We start from the raw sequence: 22,093 nt of genomic DNA, 5'->3' as shown, positions 1-22,093 counted from the left end.
TTACAAAGCTCAAATAATTGCCGGCTGACGATTGTCGTGTTTACGACATTGTCGGATCGCACCGCTGCGAAATCGCTTATTTCCGCGAACTATTTTCCAAAGAGATACTAAGTAAAAACCTTATCAACCATGGCTTTGATGTGGTTTTAGTCGTCCTGGCAAGTGTTTTGCTTGCAAGCTGTTAACTACTTTTCATTCATTACCTTTCATTGGGGATTTAAGCAAATGCTACTTGAAAAATACGACAGCCAAGGGCTTTTATGGATTACCACCTTAGTCGGCAAAACCAGCACTGCCGGGCTTTCCGCGTTTCGCGGCGACTTGGTGTTAGTGGAAGGTGAGTTGCGTGAAGGGTCGACGAACATCCGTGACCGGAAAACCCCGGAGATGGTGATTAATCAATCAGCGATATTGGCCGATGCCGACAAGATTTTGTTCATCAACGGCCTGTTTTTCCAATTGGAAGACTTACCGGTATTCGTCGAAAAATATAAAGAAGCGTTGACCCCGGAAACCGTCACCCTGTTCTACGTGCAAAATATCGCTAAGCCGATGCAAATCGTTTTAGATGGCGTGGTTTTCAATTTATTGCCGCATCAGGAAGGCATGATCTGGAACTTGATGTTGGAAGAGCTATATATCGAAAAATCCGATCTGAAGGGCCAGTCCGGCGAAGACAAGGTAATCACCGCATACGAGGCGGCTAAGGGCTATAAAATCACAGCCGAGCCTATTAGTCTGGAGGCTGCTCTCTCGCAAACTATCGAAGTTAAAAAAGATTTAGCCGGTGGGCCGGTTTAGGGTTGGCTTCTTGAGCCTGGTGAGGATGTTAGTGCTATGAAAAATTTCAAAACTATCTCCACGGCCGATTCCGAACAGCTGATTGCGGAGCAGCAACCGATGATTCTGGATTGCCGCGATCTTAAGGATTACCGGGCCGGGCATATCGAAAATGCCATGCATGTCCACGAGCAATTGCGCGATTCGCTATTGAAAAAAGCCGACAAGGCCAAGCCTTTGCTGATTTATTGCTATTACGGCCATGCCAGCGAACATTTGGCGGAAATGTTCGGCGATTTCGGTTTTCAGCAAGTCTACAGCTTGGCCGGCGGCTATGCCGATTGGAAAGAACAGCACAAACTTTAAGGGTGACGCTATGGAACAATTATCACGAGATCTGGCTTTGCGTATCGCATTGGCTTCGCGGATTTTGCCGGGAGTGGATGTGCCGAAGTTGATCGGTGTGTTGCACGAGAAAGTCGGCTCGCCGCTGGACGACGAGAAACTGAAGTCGATTACTGTCACCAACCTGAAGACCGGCATCGGTAGTCTGGATGGCGAGGAAGACGGCGAAGATATCGGCATCGGTCTGGAAAACATCAAGCTGGCAGTCAGGTATTTGTGGGGCGAGGAAGAGGAAGACGAAGGTCTGCCGGAGATTATGCCTTACAAAGACGGCGATATTCCGGAATCGATTCGGGTGGCGATTGCCTCCAATAGCGGTCAGCTATTGAATGGGCATTTTGGTTCCTGCATTCGGTTTTTGGTCTATCAATTGTCCAAAAGCGATATGCGCTTGATCGACATTCGCTCTACTGTGGAAGCCGATAGTGCGGAAGACAGAAATCTGTTCCGGGCTAATATGATCAAGGATTGCCATGTGCTGTTCGTGCAATCCATCGGCGGACCGGCGGCGGCCAAGGTGATTCGTGCCGATATTTATCCGATCAAGGAACCCGATGTAATCGACGCGGTGGAAAAACTCACCGAGTTTCAGAAGGTTTTTGATGCCGCGCCGCCCTGGATGGCGAAAGCCCTCGGTAAAAGTGCCGAGGAGCGGAAGCGGTTTGCTCATCAGGAATAAGATTCGAAAATCGTGCGTCTTACCCTCTCTGTGGAGAGGGTAAGTTTTCGGTTCGAAAATAGTCCGTCTTTGCTTCAATCAGAATGGCTTGGTGGCGAAGCGTTATTGCTTTTCCATAGTCTTGATAAACGCGTCCGCCTCATTAATCGATTTTTCCATTTCCACTACCAAGGCCGATACATCGGATCTAACCGAGTCCAATTGGCCTTTTAGCGAGGCGATAGCTTGTGCATTCAGGTTGTGTTTTAGATAGAGCACTTGATCCCGAAATACGCTGAGCACCGGCTCGATTTTGGTTTCGGCTTTGCGCATTGCCGCAATCAGTTGTTGATAGTGCGCTTTGGTGGCTGTCAATTTTTGCTGACTATTTCGTCTTAGTGAGGCATTACTGTATTGGGTGAGTTCGGTTTCCCATTCGCTGAACAGAGCGCTGGAGACGTCTTCTATGTCGGCGATGCGTTTGTTAACTTCCTCGGCCTTTTTCACGCTGGCCTCATATTCACCGTTAAGTTTGTTGTAGGTGGCTTCCAAATCGCCGCCCTTAAAATTAGTCATCACGGTGAATTGTTCGAGCGCCGATTTAAATTGTTGCTTGGTTTCTTCCTGGGTGTCGCGAGCTTTTTCCACGCGATGCACCATCACTTCACGTTTAGGGATGCCGATTTTCTCCAGGCCGCTGTAATACGCGCTGGAACAGGCGGCTAAGCCAAACGTCAACAAAAACAACATAAAACGCGAACTGTATTTCATAAAAGCTCCTTGGATGGGTGAGCGCATTATAAGCTGGAGTCGGTGTAGTTCAACTTGGCTTGGTCGCTGGGTTCTTAGCAGGTAGACAGCGCGCGAGCATTCGATTGTGAATAGATTCACATATTCGGCATTGGGTTTTAAAACGCAATAAACATAGACAAGCAAACTCCAGAGTTAATCAGGGTTACAGCGGATATCAATAATATCTAAAGTTAAATAATGCGAGTGCTATTCAAAATTTATCTATTGCCAGTGGCGGATGATCCGATTTTGAGTTTTACTTATGCCACGTTTTCGAACAGGGCTTTGAAGAAGTTTTGGGATGATTTAAAAAATTATTAACAGTTTTAATTATTATTTTTTTATATTAGGTGGCGCAAATGAACGAATTAAAAAAAGACATGTTTATCGGTTCTGTATCTTTTTTAGGTATAGTCGCTTTTGTTTCAGGACAGTTTATATTGTCAACAATGATGTTTGGGGTTGCGGCAGTATGGAGCACGATTTTATTAAATAATCGTGCGCAAGCAGTTAAGAATTGAAAGTTTTCTCCTATAGTCAGAGACTTGCAAACGATCTTCCATCATACGTTTGCTTCCATACTCCCATAGATTCCTTGATTTATGGGAGTTTTTTTTGCCCGCTACCATAAGCGCAGAGCGAATCAGCTAATTCCGCTATCTATATATTCCAGTTATAATCGAGTTTTTAATGGTGTTTTGCTGTAGTTAAAATTATAGCCGCCAAAAGATTGCATCCAGTTTTCAATTCTTATAATTTCCGCAGGAAATTCAGTTTCTCTTTTATTTTTATTTCCAAACCACGTTCCGCCGGAAAATAATACTGCCGGGCTTTTAACGATTCCGGGAAATAGTTTTCGCCAGCGGCATAAGCATTTTTTTCGTCATGGGCGTAGCGATAGTCCGCGCCGTGTCCCAGTTCCTTCATTAATTTGGTTGGCGCATTGCGTAAATGGATGGGTACTTCCAGCGAGCCGCTGTTGCGAGCGTCCGCCATGGCGGCTTTGTAGGCCACGTAAACCGCATTGCTTTTCGGCGCGCAGGCCAGGTAAACGATGGCTTGCGCCAGCGATAGTTCGCCTTCGGGACTGCCCAGCCGCTCGTAAGCGTTGGTAGCATTCAACGCCAATTCCAGGCCTCTCGGGTCGGCGTTGCCTATGTCTTCGGATGCCATCCGAATCACTCGGCGGGCGATATACAAAGGATCGCAGCCGCCGTCCAGCATTCTGGCAAACCAGTACAGCGCGGCGTCCGGGTCGGTGCCACGTACCGATTTATGTAAGGCAGAGATTTGATCGTAGAAAATATCGCCGCCCTTATCGAAGCGGTTGGCATGGCCCAGCAGCACTTCGTCCAATACTTCGCGATTCACGGTTTCCCGGCCGTCGATGTTTTCCGCCAGATCGGCGGCGATTTGCAGGATGTTTAAACAGCGGCGGGCGTCGCCGTCGGCGGCTTTGGCGATCATGGTCAGCACATCCGCGTCGATCTGCAAATTGCGGCTACCCAGTCCGCGTTCTGAGTCAGTCAATGCATTATTTAACAAGGCCTCCAGATCTTCGGTCTCGATGCTGCGCATCACGTAGACCCGCAGTCGGGACAGTAAGGCGTTATTCAACTCGAACGAAGGATTTTCTGTGGTGGCGCCGAATAAAATAATCGCGCCGCTTTCGATGGGGGCCAATAACGAGTCTTGCTGGCTTTTGGAAAAGCGGTGAATTTCGTCGATAAACACCACGGTGTTCAGATTGCGGCTCTGTTTAACCTCTTCCGCCTCGGCTACCGCGGCCCTGATTTCCTTCACGCCTGCCATCACCGCCGACAATTCGATGAAATGGCAATGCGCGCTGGCGGCGATGATTTTGGCCAAAGTGGTTTTGCCGACGCCGGGTGGCCCCCAAAATACCAGCGAGTGCGGCGCACCTTGTTCGATAGCCACGCGCAGCGATTTGCCCTTGCCCAGCAGATGCTGCTGACCGATGAAATCGTCCAGCGTAGTTGGCCGCATTCTGGCCGCGAGCGGCGCATAGGCGGTATTATCAAAGGCGGTAGCATTCTTCATTTGCAGGGACTCGGTAAAACAAATAGGCAATGACGGCATTTTTCATTAGAATTGCCGGCCATTTTATTGATTCTAATGCCGGATTGACATGGATTTAAAATTCTTAGATTTCGAACAGCCGATTGCCGAACTCCAGGCCAAGATAGAAGAGCTGCGTAAGGTAGAGCTGGACAATAATTTCGACATTTCCGAAACCTTGAAGCAACTCGAACAGAAATGCGAGAGTCTGACTGAAAGTATTTTCGCGGATTTGTCGGACTGGCAAATATCGCAATTATCCCGCCACCCTGGCCGGCCGTACACCTTGGATTATATCGATCTGATATTCACAGAATTCCACGAGCTGCATGGCGACCGCTCCTATGCCGACGATCCGGCGATAGTCTGCGGGATGGCGCGTTTGTTGGGGCAGCCGGTGGTGGTGATCGGGCATCAGAAGGGGCGGGATACCAAGGAAAAAATTTATCGTAATTTCGGCATGCCGCGTCCGGAAGGTTATCGAAAAGCTTTACGCGTGATGAAGTTGGCCGAGCGTTTCAAGCTGCCTATCATCTGTTTGATCGATACTCCGGGCGCTTATCCGGGTATCGGTGCCGAAGAACGTGGCCAAAGTGAGGCTATTGCCCGTAACCTATTCGAAATGTCCAAACTCCGCACGCCTATTATTTGCACCGTCATCGGCGAAGGCGGCTCCGGTGGGGCGTTGGCTATTGGTGTGGGTGATAGATTATTGATGCTGGAATACAGTACATACGCGGTTATCTCTCCGGAAGGTTGTGCCTCGATTCTATGGAAAAGCGCCGATAAAGCCCAGTTGGCGGCGGAAGCGATGGGGATAACCTCGGACCGCGTACGTGAGCAAGGTTTTCTGGATGAAGTGATTCGCGAGCCAGTGGGTGGCGGTCATCGCAATTTCGAAAAAATTGCCGCCAATTTGCAGGACGCATTGTCCAGGCACCTTAACGATCTTCAGCAACAGGCGGAAAACATGGATTTACTGCTGGAGAGACGCTATCAGCGCATTATGCGTTTTGGTTCGTACATCGAAGAGCCGGTTAAATAAAACTGTCAGTCAAATTAGTTGTTCAATAAAAGGCCGAGTCAAATCGGCCTTTTTTGTGAGTAAACCATGCCCGATCTCAATCCGCAGACTGTTGCTGCTTTATTGCCTGCCACGTGCCGGAAAGTGTTCGTCGCCTATAGCGGCGGTTTGGACTCGACTGCGCTGCTGGATTTATGCGTGGGCTTGCCTGCGCTCGCCGGCAAGATCGTCGCCGTTTATGTCGATCACGGCTTGCAAGCTGAGTCAGCGGGATGGGGCGAACATTGTCGCCGGCAAGCAGAAAGCTTAGGAGTGGATTTTGAATTGCTAACGGTGGATGCGCGGGCCAGCAACGGCGAAAGCCCGGAAGCAGCGGCCCGCGAGGCGCGCTATCGGGCGCTGCGGCAACTATTGGCTGTCGACGATATTATCCTGCTGGCCCAGCACCGCGAGGATCAGATGGAAACCTTACTGTTGCAATTGTTTCGAGGCGCCGGCGTGTCAGGCTTGGCCGGCATGCCAATTGCGAGTGCTTTTGGGAACGGACAGCTGCTGCGGCCGCTATTGGACGTGGCTAAGGTCGATATCCAGCGCTATGCGCAAACGCACGGTTTGCAATGGGTGGAAGATCCCAGCAATCAAAGCAGCAATTTCGATCGTAACTACCTGCGTAACGAAATCCTGCCTACATTGAAACAGCGCTGGCCGTCGCTGGATAAAACGGTTGCGCGTTCGGCCAAGCTCTGTGGCGATGCGGCACAGATGATTGAGGCTTGGGCGAATCAGACCTTGCCGGCGGTTTTCGATCCCACCGATGGCAGTTTCAATATCGCCGATCTATCAGCTTTCTCGGCAACGCAGTTGAATTGCCTTTTGCGGCAATGGTTGGGACGCATGGGATTGAAGCCGCCAAGTCAGGCGGTGTTGCAAACCCTGGTCGAGCAGTCAATTGGTGGGCGTGCCGATGCATTGCCGCAAATTTATATTCAAGGCCATTCCATCCGCACATATCGGCAAAAATTGTATTGCATCCCCGAGCTCAATCTACGAAAGGACACTGAAGCAAAGTGCTGGGCGCAAGAACAGGAGCAAATATCTTTAAGCAATGGCTATGTGTTGCGTAGAAATTCAGCATCGGTCGGGTTATCTAAAGATTTATGGCAGAATGCAAAAGTGACGGTGGAGCCACGGCGCGGCGGCGAAAAGCTTAAATTGGCTGGTCGGGTCGGTCATCATTGTTTAAAAAAACTCTACCAGGAAGCAGGGGTTCCGCCTTGGGAAAGAGATATTCGGCCATTGATTTATTTGGATGGTAGTCTGGCTGCGGTAGCAGGCTTATGGATTGCGGAATGGGCTTGGCTTAGTGCGGTGGACGCTTGTTACCAGTTGGATTGGCGCGCATCCGAAAGCATGTAATGATAGCTAACGAAAACCGATAGGAGGTGTCATGTTGATGTTTCCCGAGATACTCCAGGCCATGATCGTGGGCATGATGATCGCGATTCCGGCGATCTTGATCTATAAAAAAGCCGGTCTAAATCCGGCGTGGGCGGCATTGGTGTTTTTGCCGGTCTTTGGATTGCTGATCGTGTTTCTGCAACTGGCTTTCCAAGAATGGCCGAATGCAAAAAAGGAGGGCTAGTCATGGAACTATTTTTCGTGTTGTTGCCGGCATTCATGCTGTTTTGCCTTTGGCTGGGCTATCGAATTTTGGAAAAAGCCGGATTCGACGGGCGCTGGACGCTGGTTTTGTTGGTGCCGGTGCTTAACGTCATCATGATTTGGGTGTTTGCATTTAGCTCGTGGCCCAAGTTACAAAATGGCGTAGACCAGGGTTTTTAAGCGGCATCCTGACATGACCGAAAAGACCCGCGGCAAACTTCCGGCGATTTTCATTCCGGTGGTGTTGTTCATCGTGTTTGATGCGGTGGCGCTGGGGCTTAATTTTTGGATTTCCGCAAAGCTGGAAAAGAGCGCGGTGGCGATTAATTTATCCGGCCGCCAACGCATGTTGTCGCAGCGGATGACCAAATCTTTGCTGATGTTGCATGTCGCGCAAACCAATACGGAAAAGCTCAGCGCTTTTAGCGAATTTTCCAATGCCGTCGACTTGTTCGATAAAACCTTAGATGGTTTTTTGCAAGGCGGTATGACCAGTAGCGGTGATGGCAAACCGGTTTATCTGGCCGCCGCCGATGCCCCCAATACGCAAATGATTATCGGCTCGGCGTCCCAGCTTTGGACGCTGATTCACAAACGCCTATCGCCGGTTGAGCAGGGCGGTGCCGGGGTTGATGCCGAGGTTTTGCGGCCGGCACTGAATGCTTTGTTGATGCATAACTCGCAATTGCTGGGTTTGATGAATGAACTGACTACCGCATTGGAGCAGAACGCCACCAAGGAAGTGTTTTATCTGCGCAGCTTGCAAGCCAGTTTGCTGTTACTGGCATTGCTGAATTTTGCCTTGGTCTGCAAGCGCTTGCTGGCGCAAATCAAGCAATCGCAGGGCAATGTGCAGGCCTTGCGCAATATCATCGATTCCATCGAGACCGGTATCGTGTTGTATGGTCGTGACGAATGTGTGCGTTCCGCCAATAAGACGGCCAATCAGTTGTTCGGATATAGCGATCAGGCTTTGATCGGCAAGCCTTTAAAAGAATTGATTATTGCGGACAATGTCCGAATGCTGGGGTTGCGGCGCGACAACTCCACCTTTGTTGCGAAAATCAACATCCAGACCCTGTTCGAATTTAACGATCAGATCAGCTTATGCACGATTACCGATGTCAGCGAACAGGAGCGCAAGGAAAAGCAGTTAATGTATCTGGCGTTTCACGATCAGCTCACCGGTTTACCCAACCGCGGTTTGTTGGTCGAGCGTTTACGGCAAGACTTACTGCGCGCTAAGCGCGATTCGACATTTTTGGCAGTATTGTTTCTGGATTTGGACGGTTTCAAGATTGTGAACGATGAAATGGGCCACGATGCCGGCGATGAGTTATTGCAAGCCGTGGCCCGGCGTTTCGAGCAATGTTGCCGTGAAGTCGATACCGTTGCGCGCTTGGGCGGCGATGAGTTCGTATTCGTGCTAACGTCGCTGCACTCGGTGTTGGCGGCCAAGCAAGTGGCGCAAAATGTGTTAAAAGCTATCAATCAAGCATTTTTAATTCATGGAAAGACCGTCAAAATTGGTGCCAGTATCGGCATTGCCATGTATCCCACCGATCATTCCGAAGCTGAATTGTTGATTAAATGTGCCGACGATGCGATGTATTTGGCCAAGCAACGCGGCAAAAATCAGTTGGTGTTTACTGCCGAATGTCGTTGATGTTTTTCAATTATCGAGATCCCAGCTCAGCTTGCTTTGGCAATTAAAAAGGCAATTGCACCATAAAACTGTTAGAATTTGCCGCTTTTCGACCCCCTTGCTATTGCTTAACAGGGCGCCAAACGTTCATGACAAAATTCATATTCATCACCGGCGGAGTGGTTTCATCCTTGGGAAAAGGGATAGCCGCTTCATCGTTGGCAGCCATCTTGGAAGATCGCGGCCTCAAAGTCACTCTCACCAAACTCGATCCTTACATCAACGTCGACCCCGGCACCATGAGCCCGTTTCAGCACGGCGAGGTGTTCGTTACCGAGGATGGCGCGGAAACCGATCTGGACTTAGGCCATTACGAGCGGTTTTTAAAAACCACGATGGCCAAGAAAAACAACTTCACCACCGGCCAGGTTTACGAACAAGTGTTGCGCAACGAGCGCAAAGGCGAGTATCTGGGCGCTACGGTACAAGTTATTCCGCACATTACCGACGAAATCAAACGCCGCGTCTATGCCAGTGCCGAAGGTACCGATGTGGCCTTGATCGAAGTCGGCGGCACGGTTGGTGACATCGAATCTTTGCCGTTTCTGGAGTCTATCCGGCAAATGGGCGTGGAATTGGGTCGGGACCGGGCGGTATTTATCCACCTGACTTTGGTGCCTTACATCAAGTCGGCCGGCGAAATTAAAACTAAACCGACGCAGCATTCGGTAAAAGAGCTGCGCACTATCGGTATCCAGCCGGATATTCTGATTTGCCGTTCCGAGCAGCCGATTCCGGCCAGCGAGCGCAAAAAAATCGCCTTGTTCACCAACGTCAACGAAAAAGCGGTCATTTCCGCGATTGACGCCGACACCATTTATCGCATCCCGCTATTGTTGCGCGAACAAGGACTGGACGACATTGTCGTAGCCCAGTTGCGTCTCGATGTGCCGCCGGCTGATCTGTCTGCTTGGGAAAAAGTGGTTGATGGTCTGACTCACCCGACCGATGAAGTCAACATCGCCATTGTCGGTAAATATGTCGACCATACCGATGCCTACAAATCCTTGAACGAGGCTTTGATTCATGCCGGTATCCACACTCGCCACAAAGTACAAATCACTTATATCGACTCTGAAACCATCGAAGCCGAAGGCACCGCAAAGCTTAAAGATGTCGATGCGATTCTGGTACCCGGTGGTTTTGGCGAGCGCGGCGTGGAAGGCAAAATTTCCACGGTACGTTTCGCCCGCGAGAACAAAATACCTTATCTGGGCATTTGTTTGGGCATGCAGTCCGCAGTGATCGAGTTCGCCCGCGACGTGGTCGGTTTGGAAGGCGCCCATAGCACCGAGTTTTTGCCGAATAGCCCGCATCCCATTATTGGCTTGATTACCGAGTGGATGGATGAGGCCGGTCAATTGAATAAGCGTGACGAAGATTCCGACATCGGTGGCACCATGCGCTTGGGCGCGCAAAAATGCCGTTTAAAATCTGATTCGTTGGCGTTCGAGTTGTATCAGAAAGACGTGATTACCGAGCGGCATAGGCACCGTTACGAATTCAACAATCAATATTTGAAACAGTTGGAAGCCGCCGGTATGCGCTTCTCCGGTAAATCGCTGGATGGCCGCTTGGTGGAGATTATTGAACTGCCCGATCACCCCTGGTTTTTGGCCTGCCAATTTCATCCGGAATTTACTTCAACACCGCGTAATGGTCATCCGTTGTTTTCAGGCTTTGTGGAAGCGGCCGCCAAACACAAGAAACAAGGTTAAACATGCAATTATGTAATTTCGAAGTCGGCCTGGATAAGCCGTTTTTCCTGATCGCCGGCACCTGTGTGATCGAAAGCGAACAAATGACCCTGGATACCGCCGGTAAATTGAAAGAAATAGCCGACGAGTTGAATATTCCATTTATTTATAAGTCCTCGTTCGATAAAGCCAACCGTTCTTCACTGGGCAGTTTTCGTGGCCCTGGCTTGGAAAAAGGTTTGCAGATCCTGGAAAAAGTGAAGCAACAATTGCATGTGCCGGTTTTGACCGATGTGCATGAAGATACCCCTTTAGAAGAAGTTGCGGCGGTGGTCGATGTGTTGCAGACGCCGGCATTTCTATGCCGCCAGACCAATTTCATTCAAAGCGTCGCCGCTTTGGGCAAACCCGTAAATATCAAAAAAGGCCAGTTTTTAGCGCCGTGGGATATGGCCAATGTCGCCGCCAAAGCCAAGGCGACCGGCAATCAACAAATCATGGTTTGCGAGCGCGGCGTGTCGTTTGGCTATAATAATTTGGTTTCGGACATGCGTTCACTGGCAGTGATGCGCGACACCGGTTGCCCGGTGGTATTCGACGCCACCCATTCCGTGCAGTTGCCGGGTGGGCAAGGCAATGTTTCCGGCGGGCAGCGCGAGCATGTGCCTGTTTTAGCGAGGGCGGCAGTCGCAGTGGGCATTGCCGGGCTTTTCATGGAATCACATCCCAAACCGGAAGAAGCGTTGAGCGACGGCCCCAATTCTTGGCCCTTGCACCGCATGAAAGAATTATTGGAAATGTTAGTAACGATAGACCGGGCTGTTAAATCCACCAGCCTGATTGAAACCACACTATAGGGCAAAATAATGGCAAGAATAGTAGACGTAAAGGCAAGAGAAGTTCTGGATTCACGCGGTAACCCGACCGTGGAAGCGGAAGTGTATTTGGCATCAGGCATCATCGGCAGCGCGATGGTGCCATCCGGTGCATCAACCGGCGAACGCGAAGCAATCGAATTGCGCGATGGCGATAAATCCCGTTATCTGGGCAAAGGTGTATTGAACGCCGTTAACTTCGTCAATACCGAAATTCGCGAAGCGGTCGTCGGTATGGATGCCAACAACCAAGCTGCGTTAGACGAAAAAATGATTGCCTTGGACGGAACCCCAAGCAAAAGCCGGATTGGCGCCAATGCCATCTTGGGCGTTTCCATGGCTGCCGCGCGCGCTGCTGCTCAAGAAGCCGGCGTACCGTTGTACAAATTCCTGAACAAATCCGGCGAATTTATTTTGCCTGTACCGATGATGAACATCATCAACGGCGGTTCGCACGCTGATAACAGCGTTGATTTGCAAGAGTTCATGATTCTGCCTGTCGGCGCGCCAACCTTCCGCGAAGCGATCCGTTACGGTGCGGAAGTATTCCACAACCTGGCTAAAGTATTGAAAAGCCGCGGTTTGGCGACCACTGTGGGCGACGAAGGCGGCTTTGCGCCTAACTTGTCTTCCAACGAAGAAGCCATCGAAGTCATCTTGGAAGCCATCGAAAAAGCCGGTTACAAAGCGGGCGTTGACATCTATCTGGGTATGGATGCAGCCGCTTCCGAATACTTCGACGACGGTAAATATGTGTTGTCTGCAGAAAATCGCAGCTTCAATTCTACAGAAATGGTCGACTTTCTGGCTGCGTGGGTTGATAAATACCCCATCATCTCGATCGAAGACGGTCTGGACGAAAACGACTGGGACGGCTGGAAATATCAAACCGAAAAATTGGGCGGCAAAATCCAGTTGGTCGGTGACGATTTGTTCGTGACCAACCCTGCTATCCTGAAAGAAGGTATCGAGAAAGGCATCGCCAACTCCATCCTGATCAAGGTCAACCAAATCGGTACCTTGACCGAAACCCTGGCGGCTATCGATATGGCGTCTGCTGCGGGTTACAGCGCGGTGGTTTCTCACCGTTCCGGTGAAACCGAAGACACCACCATCGCCGACTTGGTTGTTGCCACCGGCACCGGCCAAATCAAAACCGGTTCATTGAGCCGTTCCGACCGGGTTGCTAAATACAACCGTCTGATGAAAATCGAAGACGAGTTGGGCGACAAAGCCAAATACGCCGGCCGCAGCGCGTTCAAAATGCTGAAATAAAAAAAGCGTAGGTTGGGTTAGCCCTTAGCGGTAGCGAAGGACGTAACCCAACACGTTGGCATTAAATGTTGGGTTACGCTCTGATAGAGCTAACCCAACCTACATTGTTGAGAATTCGCTATAAAAACGCTCATCGCCATCATTATCCTATTGATCGTTCACTTCCAGTATCGGTTGTGGCTAGGTGATGCCAGCGTCTCGCAGATTAGCGATTATCGGGAACGCCTGGATACTTTGACCAAGGAAGCCCAGGAAAAAAAGGAACGCAACGATTCTTTATATGCCGAGGTGCTGGATTTGCGCCGTGGTTTGGAAACCATCGAAGAACGCGCCCGCTACGAGCTGGGCATGATCAAGGAAAACGAAACCTTCTTTCAAGTGCTTGAGTAGAGCATGAAGCAAATTCTCAAATGCTGGGCAGTAGTCCCGGCAGCCGGCGTCGGCAAACGTATGCAAGCCGACCGCCCTAAACAATATCTGCCATTGGCCGGCAAAACCGTCATCGAACATACCTTAAACCGTTTATTGCAATCCGGTGCTTTTCAGGCAGTGGCGGTGGCGATTTCAGTTGAAGATCCGTATTGGCCGGAATTGGACGTGTCCAAACATCCTGATGTGATTACCGCACCGGGCGGCAAGGAACGGGCCGACTCGGTACTCTCGGCACTGAAATCTTTGCAAAGTCAGGCTGCTGAAGAGGACTGGGTGTTGGTACATGACGCCGCCCGGCCTTGTTTGACTGCCTCCGATATTCATCTGCAAATCGACACGCTTAAAAACGATGCGGTCGGCGGCATTCTGGCGCTGTCTTCACACGACACGCTGAAGCACGTCGACGGCGATACGATTACCGCAACGATAGATCGCAAACATGTCTGGCGGGCGTTGACGCCACAAATGTTCAAGTACGGCATGCTGCGCGATGCCTTGCAGCAAACCGAAGGCAATCCGGCCGTTACCGACGAGGCTAGCGCATTGGAATTGTTGGGCTACAAACCCAAAATCGTCGAAGGCCGCCCCGACAACATCAAAATCACCCGGCCCGAAGATCTGGCGCTGGCGCAATTCTATATGGAGCAACAAGCATGATTCGAGTCGGCCAAGGCTACGACGTCCACCGTTTCAACGACGGCGACCACATCATTCTCGGTGGCGTTACCATTCCGTACGAGAAGGGCTTGGAAGCCCATTCCGACGGCGATGTTGTGCTGCATGCCTTGGCCGATGCAATTCTCGGCGCGGCAGCACTGGGCGACATCGGCAAACACTTTCCAGATACCGACCCCGAATTCAAGGGTGCCGACAGCCGGGTATTGCTACGCCACGTCTACAAAATTGTCCAGGAAAAAGGTTACAAGCTGGTTAACGCCGATGTCACTATCATCGCCCAGGCACCGAAAATGCTGCCGCACGTGCCGGCTATGCGTGCCAATATCGCTGCCGACTTGGCCGTGGATGTCGATTTCATCAATGTCAAAGCTACCACGACTGAAAAATTAGGCTTCGAAGGCCGCAAGGAAGGCATCGCGGTGCAGGCGGTGGTGTTGATAGAGAAATAAAAACGTTGCCAGCGTTAGATCACGAGCGATACCGCGATACTCGACCATCTAGTGTAATCTTGAAAATTGCACCATACGGCATCAATTAGTATTACTGTCTTTAGTATTGATGCTCGGTAAATGAAGGAATTGACAATGAGTCTAAATGACACAATAAGCGAATTTATCGCCTATGGCTTTGAGCGTCATGGCGTAGGATTCGGAATTGTTCTTTTTGGCACCGCTATGCTTATTAGTTCCGGGATGATTCCTTGGTTAAGCGACAGGCAAAAAAGAGGAGTCAGAGGGTATTTAGACGCTCAAAATGACTCACGCCCGCCAACCAAGGAGGAAGAGTTTTATCACTCGAATTTTCTTACGTTTAAAGCCGGTATTTTCATTGTTGCCTTAGGCGTTTTTTTTATCCTTTTTCAACCGAAGCTAATTTTCTGAACCTATGGATTGAAAGCGATAATCCATGTAGGTCATGGTGCGAGTAGCGTTCCCTGACAAAACAACTCAGCATTTCACGTAACCTCTATCGCGGCAACATGCCGACGATATTTTACATACCTAATGACAGATTTTAGTTTACCCGACTGGCCCTACGCCTTCGGCGCCCCTAGTGGCACCGGCGATATTAAAGCCGAGCCCGAGGACTTCGTCGTCGAAGAAATTCTATCGTTCGAGCCCGAAGGCAGCGGCGAGCATATATTCCTGTATATCGAAAAAATCGGCGAAAACACCGAATATGTCGCGCGGCAGCTGGCTCGTCATGCCGGGGTCAGGCAGCGAGATGTCAGCTATGCTGGTCTTAAGGATAGGCACGGTCGCACTCGGCAATGGTTCAGCGTGTGGCTACCGGGTAAGGCATATCCCGATTGGTCAGCTATCGAAACCGATCAGCTGAAAATACTGCACACGGTTCGTCACGCTCGGAAACTGAAGCGTGGTGTATTGGCCGGCAATCGATTTACGTTACTGATCCGTAATTGGACGGGCGATCAAGAAACCGCCGAAAAACAACTGCAGCAGATTAAAGCCCAGGGCTTTCCCAATTACTTCGGCCCACAACGTTTCGGGCATCACGGCCAAAATATCGATCATGCATTGGCGATGTTTGCCGGTGCCAAGGTCAAACGCGAACAACGTTCCTTGTATCTGTCGGCGGCGCGCTCCTATTTGTTCAATCTGATTTTGGCCCGGCGCGTCGAGCAAGCCAATTGGCTGCGTGCGATAAACGGCGATGTATTCAAGCTAGACGGCAGTAATAGCTGTTTTACCGGCGATAACAACGATGCCAGCCTGCCAGCTCGTGTCGAGCAGGGCGATATTCATCCCACCGGGATCATGTGGGGCCGTGGCGGTAAGATTGCCACGGCTGAGGCTGGTGCGATAGAAGACGCCGTGATTGCCGCTAACGCATCCATAGCCGACGGTTTGCTTGCGTTTGATCTGGAAGCTGATCGACGCGCTTTACGCACATTGCCACAAGATCTGGAGTGGCAGTGGCTGGATAATCAACTCAAGTTGAGCTTCAATTTGCCCGCCGGCAGCTATGCCACCGCCTTGTTACGGGAAATAATTGGCGGTGCATCTGGTGCCGGTGATTGAATTTGCTTTGATAAAAATGCTTTTTGGGTTGTAATCGCATGTATTTATAATACTTAAGTACAATAGCGCCTAAAGCGTTATAAAAATCATAACTTCTACTTACATCCTACATGCCTGATAGCGGCCAGATATCCGGACCAGCAGATTCCACGTTTGACGATCCTCTATTGTTGGCTTTGCTATCGGTCTGCAAATTGTTACATATTCCGCAAACCGCAACGGCCTTGGTAGCCGGGCTGCCCTTGGTCGAGAATAGATTGACGCCCGAATTGTTCGTGCGCGCCGCTGAACGCGCTGGTTTGACCAGCCGCTTGTTGCGCAGACCCTTAGAGAAAATTTCCAATTTGGTATTGCCGGCAGTGTTGTTGCTGAAAGACGGTAATGCCTGCGTTTTGCTTGCCAAGAGCGGTGAAAACTATACGGTAGTGTTGCCGGAAACCGAGAGCGGCGAGAAGAGCGTTAGCGCTGCGGAGTTGCAAGCTAGTTACAGCGGTTCGGCTTTTTTCGTGCAGTTGCAGCACCGCTTTGATGGGCGCACTGCGGAATCGGCTGTGCCGAAGGTCAAACATTGGTTTTGGGATGTACTTTATAAGTCCTGGCCTATCTATGCGGAAGTGCTGGCGGCCTCGTTATTAATCAATCTGTTCGCTTTGGCCGCGCCCTTGTTTTTCATGAATGTTTATGATCGTGTGGTACCGAATCACGCGCTGGAAACGTTGTGGGTACTGACTGTAGGTGTGCTGATCGTGTTTGGTTTCGAATTGGCGATGAAGCTGCTACGAAGCTATTTTATCGATGCAGCCGGCAAACGCGCCGATATTATTTTGTCGGCGAATATTTTCGAAAAGCTAATGAATATTCGCATGGAAGCCCGGCCGCCATCGGTGGGAGCATTTGCGAACAACTTAAGCGAATTCGAATCCTTTCGCGAGTTTTTGACTTCGGCAACGCTGGTGACGTTGATAGATTTGCCGTTTTTGTTTTTGTTTTTACTCATTATTTATAGTGTCGGCGGCAATTTGGCTTTAATTCCATTGGCGATTTTACCGTTAGCAATGTTGATTGGCATCGCCTTGCAGGCGCCGTTGAAGAATACGATCAACGCCATGTTCAAATTCGGCGGCGAAAAAAATGCCACGCTGGTGGAAGCGTTGTCCAATCTGGAAACGATCAAAACGGCCGGCGCGGAAGGGCAATTGCAGCGCCGTTGGGAACAGAATGTCGGCGAAATCGCCCGGCTGGGCTTAAAGTCGCGGTTTTATGCCGGCTTGACCGTCAATTTGACCGCATTTTTGCAGCAATTGGCATCGGTGTTGGTGGTGGTGGCCGGCGTCTACCGGATTACCGATGGTGATTTGACGACAGGCGGCTTGGTGGCTTGCACCATGCTGACCTCGCGGGCCTTGGCTCCGGTCGGGCAGGTCGCGGCACTATTGACCCGTTACCATCAGGCGGTGACCGCCCTGGGGTCGTTTAACCGAATGATGGCTCTACCGGTGGAACGCGAGAACGGCAAGGACTATTTGCATAGACCGCGCTTTAACGGCGAGATTGAGTTCAAACACGTTCGCTTCAGCTATCCGCAGCAGCCGGTTAAGGCCTTGGACGGCATATCCTTTAAAATCAAGGCCGGCGAGCGCGTGGGTTTTATCGGCCGAATAGGTTCCGGCAAGAGCACGCTGGAAAAATTGATGCTGGGTTTATATCAGGCTCAAGAAGGTTCGATATTGATAGACGGCACCGATATTCGCCAAATCGATCCTTCCGATTTACGCCGGCAAATCGGCTATGTGCCGCAAGATATTTCCTTAATGTTTGGTAGCGTGAAAGACAATATTGTCTTGGGTTCGCGCTACGCCGATGATGCTGCGGTGTTAAAGGCGGCGGCGATTGCCGGCGTCGATCAGTTCGTCAGTAAACATCCCGCCGGTTTTGATTTGCAAGTGGGCGAGCGCGGCGCATCCTTGTCGGGTGGGCAACGGCAAAGTATTGCACTGGCCAGAGCCTTGTTGTTGTCGCCGTCGATTTTTATTATGGACGAGCCGACTAATGCGATGGACAACAGTAGCGAAGAAGCCTTTAAACAGCGGTTTGCCGCGCAATTGGGGCAACAGACTCTGATACTGGTCACGCATCGCATGTCGCTGCTCAGCTTGGTGGACAGGCTGATCGTGATGGACGGCGGGCATATGGTCGCAGACGGCCCCAAGGAACATGTGCTGGAAGCCTTGCGCCAAGGACAGATCAAGGTGGCTATCTAATATGTTGAAAAAAATAGCCGAGTGGCGCGCCGAGCATCGGTATCGAGCCGAAGATCAGCGTTTTTTAAGCGACGTCAACGCCGCTAATCTTTACGAATTACCCTTGCAAAGTCATTTAATCCTGTGGTTTGCCGCGGCTTTTGTTGCGGCATCCTTGGTTTGGGCCGGGTTTGCCAGCTTGGATGAGGTCACGCGCGGCGAAGGTAAGACCATACCCTCCAGTCAAGTGCAGGTGGTGCAGAACCTGGAGGGCGGTATCGTTTCGGAAATATTGGTGCAAGAAGGTCAATTGGTGGACAAGGATCAGGTTTTGCTGCAACTCGATCAAGTCCGTTTTGCTTCCTCGTTTAAAGAAGCCAAGTTAAAGTATTACGAGTTGTTGGCAAATACCGCGCGTTTAAATGCCGAAATCAACGGCACGCCTTTGGCGATTCCGGAAGAGGTTATGAAGAACGCACCGCAAATCGCCGACAACGTCAGGCAATTGCTGGTTTCCAAGCAGAACGAAATAAGATCGAATAGCGACATTTTTGCCGAGCAGGTGCGGCAGAAAGAGCAGGAAATTATCGAAATTCAGTCGAAAAGCGACCAATTGGCGCGTAGCTACAAACTATTGCAGGACGAAGTAAAGATGTCCGAACCGTTGGTGGCCGATGGCGCAATGTCGCAGGTAGAATTACTACGCTTGCAGCGTGCCGCAAATGACTTGAAAGGCGACTTGAATTCCGCAAACTTGGCGATGCCGCGGCTACGTTCGTCATTGGACGAAGCGCGCAACAAATTGGCGGAGATCAAGATTCGCTTTAAAACCGAAGCGTTGAAAGAATTGAACGAAGTGAAGGCGGAACTGGATCGCATATCCGAATCTGCGGTAGCTTTGGAAGATAGAGTTAGCCGTACCAGAGTGTTGTCGCCGGTAAAAGGCACGGTAAAGCGCATCAAGGTGGCTACGGTTGGCGGCGTCATTCAACCCGGCATGGATTTGTTGGAAATCGTGCCGCTGGAAGATCAGCTGTTGATTGAAGCGAAAATTCGGCCGGCGGACATTGCTTTTCTTCGCCCTGGGCAGAAAGCTGTGGTAAAACTAAGCGCTTATGATTTTTCGATCTACGGTGGCCTGGAGGCCTCTTTGGAACATATCAGCGCCGACAGCATACCCGGCGAGAAGAAAGATGAGGACAGTTACTATTTGATTCGTTTGCGCACCGCGAAAAACTACCTGGAAAAGGGCGGCGAACGTTTGGAAATTATTGCCGGGATGACCGCGGAAGTTGATATTTTAACCGGAAAAAAAACAGTGCTTGATTACCTCTTGAAGCCGATATTGAAAGCCAGGGATAGGGCTTTAAGAGAACGATAACTCATAACAACAATTACATTTGTGGCTAACATACTGATTTATTCCAATAATCCTCAGCTGACGGCGCAGTGGACTCATGCGCTGATTGCGGGATATAACGTTAGTATGCTGCACAGTATCCGCAGTGAATATACCGCCGATGCAGTGATTTTCGATGCAAAAAAACTGGATGACGATGCCGGTTTGTTAACGGTTTTTGCCAACAAAAAAGTCCGATTTCTGGTCATCGGCTCCGATTGGCCGGAACATAAGCAGATCGAGGTGCTGATTAACGGTGCCGCCGGCTATTGCGAACAATCCGAAGCGTCGGAGCTTTTAATGCGTGCGGTAGCTTGTATTTTGGCGGGTGATATTTGGATTCGTCGGGCCTTGGTGCCCAAGGTCATTGGTGTGTTGACCAGTGCCAGACGTACACAACTTACGCCTAGTACCGTCGATACCGAACTAAAGCTAAAGCAACTGGCCAGTTTATCCGCGCGCGAAGTGGAAGTGGCGGACATGATACGGCAGGGCGAAAGTAATAAGCGTATTGCTTTTGCGATGAATATTTCCGAGCGGACTGTAAAAGCGCATTTATCATCGATTTTTAGGAAACTGAATGTCGATGACCGCTTAAGACTAGCCATATTGTTAAAAGAAATCGACCAATATCAGAGAGGAATGTCATGAGAGTCAGCAGGAGTTTGAGTTTAGGAATAGCCATGCATTTGGCCTGCGTATCAAGCAGTCAGGCGTTGAGTTTGCAAGAATCTATTCAGAAAGTGTTGGATGAAAATCCCAAAATCCAAGCTGCCAAATCAGAACGCCGCGCGGTTGAAGAGGAAATCGGTCAAGCCAAGGCCGGTTATTTTCCAACAGTGGATGTCACAGCCGGCATCGGCTGGGAAGAATCGAATAACCCTACCACCCGTGGCCGCGGTGACGGATCGGTTTTTTATCATAGAGAGGAAGGGGCCATTCTAGCCAGACAAATGTTGTTTGATGGTCTGGCTACTCCGAATGAAGTGGAGAGGCAGGAAGCTCGGACCGACTCTCGGGCTTACACCGTATTCGGCCAGTCGGAAATAACCGCGCTCGATGGTGTTGAAGCCTATATTAAGGTGTTGCGGCGTCAGGAGTTGTTGAATCTGGCTAAGGAAAATCTGCAACGCCATCAAGGTACCAACGATCAAATCAAACTGCGTAGCGAACGCGGCGTCGGCAAACGGGCGGATGTCGACCAGTCAATGGGCAGGGTAGCCTTGGCGGAAAAGAACGTGTTGTCCGAAATCGGTAATTTGAAAGATGCCGAGACCAGTTTCTTGCGAGTCATCGGCATATTGCCGGAAGGTATTCAACCGATTCAATCGCCGGGAACCGCGCTACCCCAATCGCTGGATCAAGCGATAGAAGAAGCGTTGGCCGACCATCCTATTCTGAAATCTGCCAATTCCGATATCGATTCGGCATTTGCCCAACATGCTACGGCTATGGCCCCCTATTTTCCGCGTTTTGATATTGAGGCCGGTGCCAGTCATAACTACAACTTAGACGGTATCCGCGGCACCAATTCCGATATGACGGCAATGTTACGTATGCGCTACAACATTTTTAACGGTGGCAAAGACATCGCTCGCCGCGAGCAAACCGCGCAGTTAATTAATCAGGCCAGGGATATTCGCGACAATACGCATAGGCAGGTGATTGAAAGTATGCGTTTGTCTTGGGTCGCTCATCAAACCGTGAAGAGCCAGTTGGAGTTTTTTAAACAACACGTCGATTCCAGCGAAAAGACCATCAGTGCTTATCAGCAGCAATTCAATATTGGTCAACGGACCTTATTAGATTTGCTGGATACCTTCAACGAGGCTTATATTGCTAAAAGCTCGTATATCAATGCTAAATACGATGAGCTGTTTTCGCAATTTCGAATTTTAGCGAGCAAGGGCCAACTGAATAAATATTTGGGTACCACTTTGCCAGCCGAAGTTCAACCGCTTAGTTCCGCTGACTAAGGCGCTCAATCATTAATAGTTAAGGCTATGTAGAGATGTAGACTTCCCCAAAATGTCTTCTATTTGGGGGAAGTTTTCAATTAGGCTGATGACCAGTTTAGAGCGATGGTCGATAAACTGATTCAATAAATACGAGCAACCGATGCACTAGCCCAGAGTTACTTGGCAATACGCAATACAGCTTCCGACACTATTTCCATCAACTCTTTACCACCTTGTTGCACATATTCGACAATCGCTTTTCGCATGCGCGGTTCCCAAAAGTTTCGGATATGTTGTTCAACGCCCTTAATGGCCAATTCCCGGTCGGGTTCGGATTTGAAAAAAGCGCCAATGTTGTTGGCCATTTTAATGAGGTTATGGTTATCCATGTT

At 50.2% G+C, this 22,093-nt stretch carries 24 protein-coding genes; 21 read left to right on the top strand and 3 right to left on the bottom strand.

The annotated features are described in order from the left end of the window. The first annotated feature begins 225 nt into the window (after positions 1 to 225). Genes G006_RS0109765 through G006_RS0109755 form a run of 3 tightly spaced genes read left to right on the top strand, consistent with a single transcriptional unit; the run spans position 226 to position 1,864 of the window. Positions 226 to 801: a hypothetical protein gene (locus G006_RS0109765; protein WP_020483004.1), complete on the top strand. Its 576-nt coding sequence runs from the start codon at positions 226 to 228 to the stop codon at positions 799 to 801. A 36-nt stretch (positions 802 to 837) separates the two neighbouring features. Then, positions 838 to 1,146 carry a rhodanese-like domain-containing protein gene (locus tag G006_RS0109760; protein ID WP_020483003.1) on the top strand — a complete coding sequence of 103 codons (309 nt, stop codon included), beginning with the start codon at positions 838 to 840 and terminating at the stop codon, positions 1,144 to 1,146. 10 nt (positions 1,147 to 1,156) lie between these two features. Beyond that, a complete protein-coding gene (locus tag G006_RS0109755; protein ID WP_020483002.1) occupies positions 1,157 to 1,864 on the top strand; it encodes a dinitrogenase iron-molybdenum cofactor biosynthesis protein in 708 nt (235 codons plus the stop codon). 102 nt (positions 1,865 to 1,966) lie between these two features. On the opposite strand, the gene G006_RS0109750 is transcribed toward G006_RS0109755, so the two are convergent. After that, positions 1,967 to 2,614: a DUF2959 domain-containing protein gene (locus G006_RS0109750; RefSeq protein WP_020483001.1), complete on the bottom strand. Its 648-nt coding sequence runs from the start codon at positions 2,612 to 2,614 to the stop codon at positions 1,967 to 1,969. Positions 2,615 to 2,994: 380 nt separating this feature from the next. On the opposite strand from G006_RS0109750, the gene G006_RS28805 reads away from it, so the two are divergent. Next, positions 2,995 to 3,156: a hypothetical protein gene (locus G006_RS28805; RefSeq protein ID WP_197491552.1), complete on the top strand. Its 162-nt coding sequence runs from the start codon at positions 2,995 to 2,997 to the stop codon at positions 3,154 to 3,156. A gap of 229 nt (positions 3,157 to 3,385) precedes the next feature. Here G006_RS28805 and G006_RS0109740 read toward each other — a convergent pair whose 3' ends face one another. Further along, positions 3,386 to 4,696 (bottom strand): replication-associated recombination protein A, encoded by a 1,311-nt coding sequence (locus tag G006_RS0109740; RefSeq protein WP_026146945.1) that lies wholly within the window; start codon positions 4,694 to 4,696, stop codon positions 3,386 to 3,388. A gap of 88 nt (positions 4,697 to 4,784) precedes the next feature. Between G006_RS0109740 and accA the strand changes: the two genes are divergently transcribed. The 17 genes from accA to G006_RS0109655 all read left to right on the top strand — a co-directional run bounded on the left by accA (position 4,785) and on the right by G006_RS0109655 (position 21,719). Further along, the gene (accA, locus tag G006_RS0109735; protein WP_020482998.1) at positions 4,785 to 5,759 is read left to right on the top strand and encodes an acetyl-CoA carboxylase carboxyl transferase subunit alpha; all 975 of its coding nucleotides are present in this window, start codon (positions 4,785 to 4,787) and stop codon (positions 5,757 to 5,759) included. A 66-nt stretch (positions 5,760 to 5,825) separates the two neighbouring features. Further along, entirely contained in the window at positions 5,826 to 7,154 is a 1,329-nt protein-coding gene (tilS, locus tag G006_RS0109730; protein WP_020482997.1) for a tRNA lysidine(34) synthetase TilS, read from the top strand. A gap of 31 nt (positions 7,155 to 7,185) precedes the next feature. Beyond that, a complete protein-coding gene (locus G006_RS0109725) occupies positions 7,186 to 7,380 on the top strand; it encodes a hypothetical protein (RefSeq protein WP_020482996.1) in 195 nt (64 codons plus the stop codon). 2 nt (positions 7,381 to 7,382) lie between these two features. Continuing rightward, positions 7,383 to 7,580, top strand: a complete 198-nt coding sequence (locus G006_RS0109720) for a hypothetical protein (RefSeq protein WP_020482995.1) — start codon at positions 7,383 to 7,385, stop codon at positions 7,578 to 7,580. 13 nt (positions 7,581 to 7,593) lie between these two features. After that, positions 7,594 to 9,066: a diguanylate cyclase domain-containing protein gene (locus G006_RS0109715; protein WP_020482994.1), complete on the top strand. Its 1,473-nt coding sequence runs from the start codon at positions 7,594 to 7,596 to the stop codon at positions 9,064 to 9,066. Between the two features lie 128 nt (positions 9,067 to 9,194). Continuing rightward, positions 9,195 to 10,823 (top strand): CTP synthase, encoded by a 1,629-nt coding sequence (locus G006_RS0109710; protein ID WP_020482993.1) that lies wholly within the window; start codon positions 9,195 to 9,197, stop codon positions 10,821 to 10,823. Positions 10,824 to 10,825: 2 nt separating this feature from the next. Continuing rightward, positions 10,826 to 11,659: a 3-deoxy-8-phosphooctulonate synthase gene (kdsA, locus tag G006_RS0109705; protein ID WP_020482992.1), complete on the top strand. Its 834-nt coding sequence runs from the start codon at positions 10,826 to 10,828 to the stop codon at positions 11,657 to 11,659. 9 nt (positions 11,660 to 11,668) lie between these two features. Beyond that, positions 11,669 to 12,952, top strand: a complete 1,284-nt coding sequence (gene eno / locus G006_RS0109700) for a phosphopyruvate hydratase (RefSeq protein ID WP_020482991.1) — start codon at positions 11,669 to 11,671, stop codon at positions 12,950 to 12,952. Positions 12,953 to 13,072: 120 nt separating this feature from the next. Next, positions 13,073 to 13,342 (top strand): septum formation initiator family protein, encoded by a 270-nt coding sequence (locus G006_RS0109695; protein WP_026146944.1) that lies wholly within the window; start codon positions 13,073 to 13,075, stop codon positions 13,340 to 13,342. Positions 13,343 to 13,345: 3 nt separating this feature from the next. Continuing rightward, positions 13,346 to 14,041 carry a 2-C-methyl-D-erythritol 4-phosphate cytidylyltransferase gene (gene ispD, locus G006_RS0109690; RefSeq protein WP_020482989.1) on the top strand — a complete coding sequence of 232 codons (696 nt, stop codon included), beginning with the start codon at positions 13,346 to 13,348 and terminating at the stop codon, positions 14,039 to 14,041. Then, positions 14,038 to 14,511 (top strand): 2-C-methyl-D-erythritol 2,4-cyclodiphosphate synthase, encoded by a 474-nt coding sequence (ispF, locus tag G006_RS0109685; RefSeq protein ID WP_020482988.1) that lies wholly within the window; start codon positions 14,038 to 14,040, stop codon positions 14,509 to 14,511. The genes ispD and ispF overlap by 4 nt, the downstream gene beginning before the upstream one ends. A gap of 135 nt (positions 14,512 to 14,646) precedes the next feature. After that, complete coding sequence (locus tag G006_RS0109680) at positions 14,647 to 14,943, top strand: hypothetical protein (protein ID WP_020482987.1); 297 nt, start codon at positions 14,647 to 14,649, stop codon at positions 14,941 to 14,943. A gap of 123 nt (positions 14,944 to 15,066) precedes the next feature. After that, the gene (gene truD, locus G006_RS0109675) at positions 15,067 to 16,104 is read left to right on the top strand and encodes a tRNA pseudouridine(13) synthase TruD (RefSeq protein WP_020482986.1); all 1,038 of its coding nucleotides are present in this window, start codon (positions 15,067 to 15,069) and stop codon (positions 16,102 to 16,104) included. Positions 16,105 to 16,214: 110 nt separating this feature from the next. Further along, positions 16,215 to 18,365: a type I secretion system permease/ATPase gene (locus G006_RS0109670; protein WP_020482985.1), complete on the top strand. Its 2,151-nt coding sequence runs from the start codon at positions 16,215 to 16,217 to the stop codon at positions 18,363 to 18,365. Between the two features lies 1 nt (position 18,366). After that, complete coding sequence (locus G006_RS0109665; RefSeq protein ID WP_020482984.1) at positions 18,367 to 19,725, top strand: HlyD family type I secretion periplasmic adaptor subunit; 1,359 nt, start codon at positions 18,367 to 18,369, stop codon at positions 19,723 to 19,725. A gap of 21 nt (positions 19,726 to 19,746) precedes the next feature. Then, entirely contained in the window at positions 19,747 to 20,394 is a 648-nt protein-coding gene (locus tag G006_RS0109660) for a response regulator transcription factor (RefSeq protein WP_033193920.1), read from the top strand. Then, positions 20,391 to 21,719, top strand: coding sequence for a TolC family outer membrane protein (locus G006_RS0109655; RefSeq protein WP_051067677.1), 1,329 nt, complete (start codon positions 20,391 to 20,393; stop codon positions 21,717 to 21,719). The genes G006_RS0109660 and G006_RS0109655 overlap by 4 nt, the downstream gene beginning before the upstream one ends. A gap of 158 nt (positions 21,720 to 21,877) precedes the next feature. On the opposite strand, the gene G006_RS0109650 is transcribed toward G006_RS0109655, so the two are convergent. Then, on the bottom strand, positions 21,878 to 22,090 hold the full coding sequence (locus G006_RS0109650; RefSeq protein ID WP_020482981.1) for a formate dehydrogenase subunit delta: 213 nt from the start codon (positions 22,088 to 22,090) through the stop codon (positions 21,878 to 21,880). Between the last annotated feature and the right edge of the window lie 3 nt (positions 22,091 to 22,093).

This window comes from Methylomonas sp. MK1 (assembly GCF_000365425.1).
In the GTDB taxonomy this organism is placed as follows: domain Bacteria; phylum Pseudomonadota; class Gammaproteobacteria; order Methylococcales; family Methylomonadaceae; genus Methylomonas.
The sequence above is the reverse complement of the archived record's forward strand: the minus strand, read 5'-3'. Positions and strand labels throughout refer to the sequence as shown.

Coding starts and splice junctions, on each gene's coding strand:
- G006_RS0109755 (WP_020483002.1), top strand. CDS start 1,157: ATGGAACAATTATCACGAGATCTGGCTTTGCGTATCGCATTGGCTTCG.
- ispF (WP_020482988.1), top strand. CDS start 14,038: ATGATTCGAGTCGGCCAAGGCTACGACGTCCACCGTTTCAACGACGGC.
- G006_RS0109655 (WP_051067677.1), top strand. CDS start 20,391: ATGAGAGTCAGCAGGAGTTTGAGTTTAGGAATAGCCATGCATTTGGCC.
- eno (WP_020482991.1), top strand. CDS start 11,669: ATGGCAAGAATAGTAGACGTAAAGGCAAGAGAAGTTCTGGATTCACGC.
- G006_RS0109670 (WP_020482985.1), top strand. CDS start 16,215: ATGCCTGATAGCGGCCAGATATCCGGACCAGCAGATTCCACGTTTGAC.
- G006_RS0109715 (WP_020482994.1), top strand. CDS start 7,594: ATGACCGAAAAGACCCGCGGCAAACTTCCGGCGATTTTCATTCCGGTG.
- tilS (WP_020482997.1), top strand. CDS start 5,826: ATGCCCGATCTCAATCCGCAGACTGTTGCTGCTTTATTGCCTGCCACG.
- ispD (WP_020482989.1), top strand. CDS start 13,346: ATGAAGCAAATTCTCAAATGCTGGGCAGTAGTCCCGGCAGCCGGCGTC.
- kdsA (WP_020482992.1), top strand. CDS start 10,826: ATGCAATTATGTAATTTCGAAGTCGGCCTGGATAAGCCGTTTTTCCTG.
- G006_RS0109760 (WP_020483003.1), top strand. CDS start 838: ATGAAAAATTTCAAAACTATCTCCACGGCCGATTCCGAACAGCTGATT.
- accA (WP_020482998.1), top strand. CDS start 4,785: ATGGATTTAAAATTCTTAGATTTCGAACAGCCGATTGCCGAACTCCAG.
- G006_RS0109650 (WP_020482981.1), bottom strand. CDS start 22,090: ATGGATAACCATAACCTCATTAAAATGGCCAACAACATTGGCGCTTTT.
- G006_RS0109740 (WP_026146945.1), bottom strand. CDS start 4,696: ATGAAGAATGCTACCGCCTTTGATAATACCGCCTATGCGCCGCTCGCG.
- truD (WP_020482986.1), top strand. CDS start 15,067: ATGACAGATTTTAGTTTACCCGACTGGCCCTACGCCTTCGGCGCCCCT.
- G006_RS0109725 (WP_020482996.1), top strand. CDS start 7,186: ATGTTGATGTTTCCCGAGATACTCCAGGCCATGATCGTGGGCATGATG.
- G006_RS0109680 (WP_020482987.1), top strand. CDS start 14,647: ATGAGTCTAAATGACACAATAAGCGAATTTATCGCCTATGGCTTTGAG.
- G006_RS28805 (WP_197491552.1), top strand. CDS start 2,995: ATGAACGAATTAAAAAAAGACATGTTTATCGGTTCTGTATCTTTTTTA.
- G006_RS0109720 (WP_020482995.1), top strand. CDS start 7,383: ATGGAACTATTTTTCGTGTTGTTGCCGGCATTCATGCTGTTTTGCCTT.
- G006_RS0109665 (WP_020482984.1), top strand. CDS start 18,367: ATGTTGAAAAAAATAGCCGAGTGGCGCGCCGAGCATCGGTATCGAGCC.
- G006_RS0109710 (WP_020482993.1), top strand. CDS start 9,195: ATGACAAAATTCATATTCATCACCGGCGGAGTGGTTTCATCCTTGGGA.
- G006_RS0109750 (WP_020483001.1), bottom strand. CDS start 2,614: ATGAAATACAGTTCGCGTTTTATGTTGTTTTTGTTGACGTTTGGCTTA.
- G006_RS0109765 (WP_020483004.1), top strand. CDS start 226: ATGCTACTTGAAAAATACGACAGCCAAGGGCTTTTATGGATTACCACC.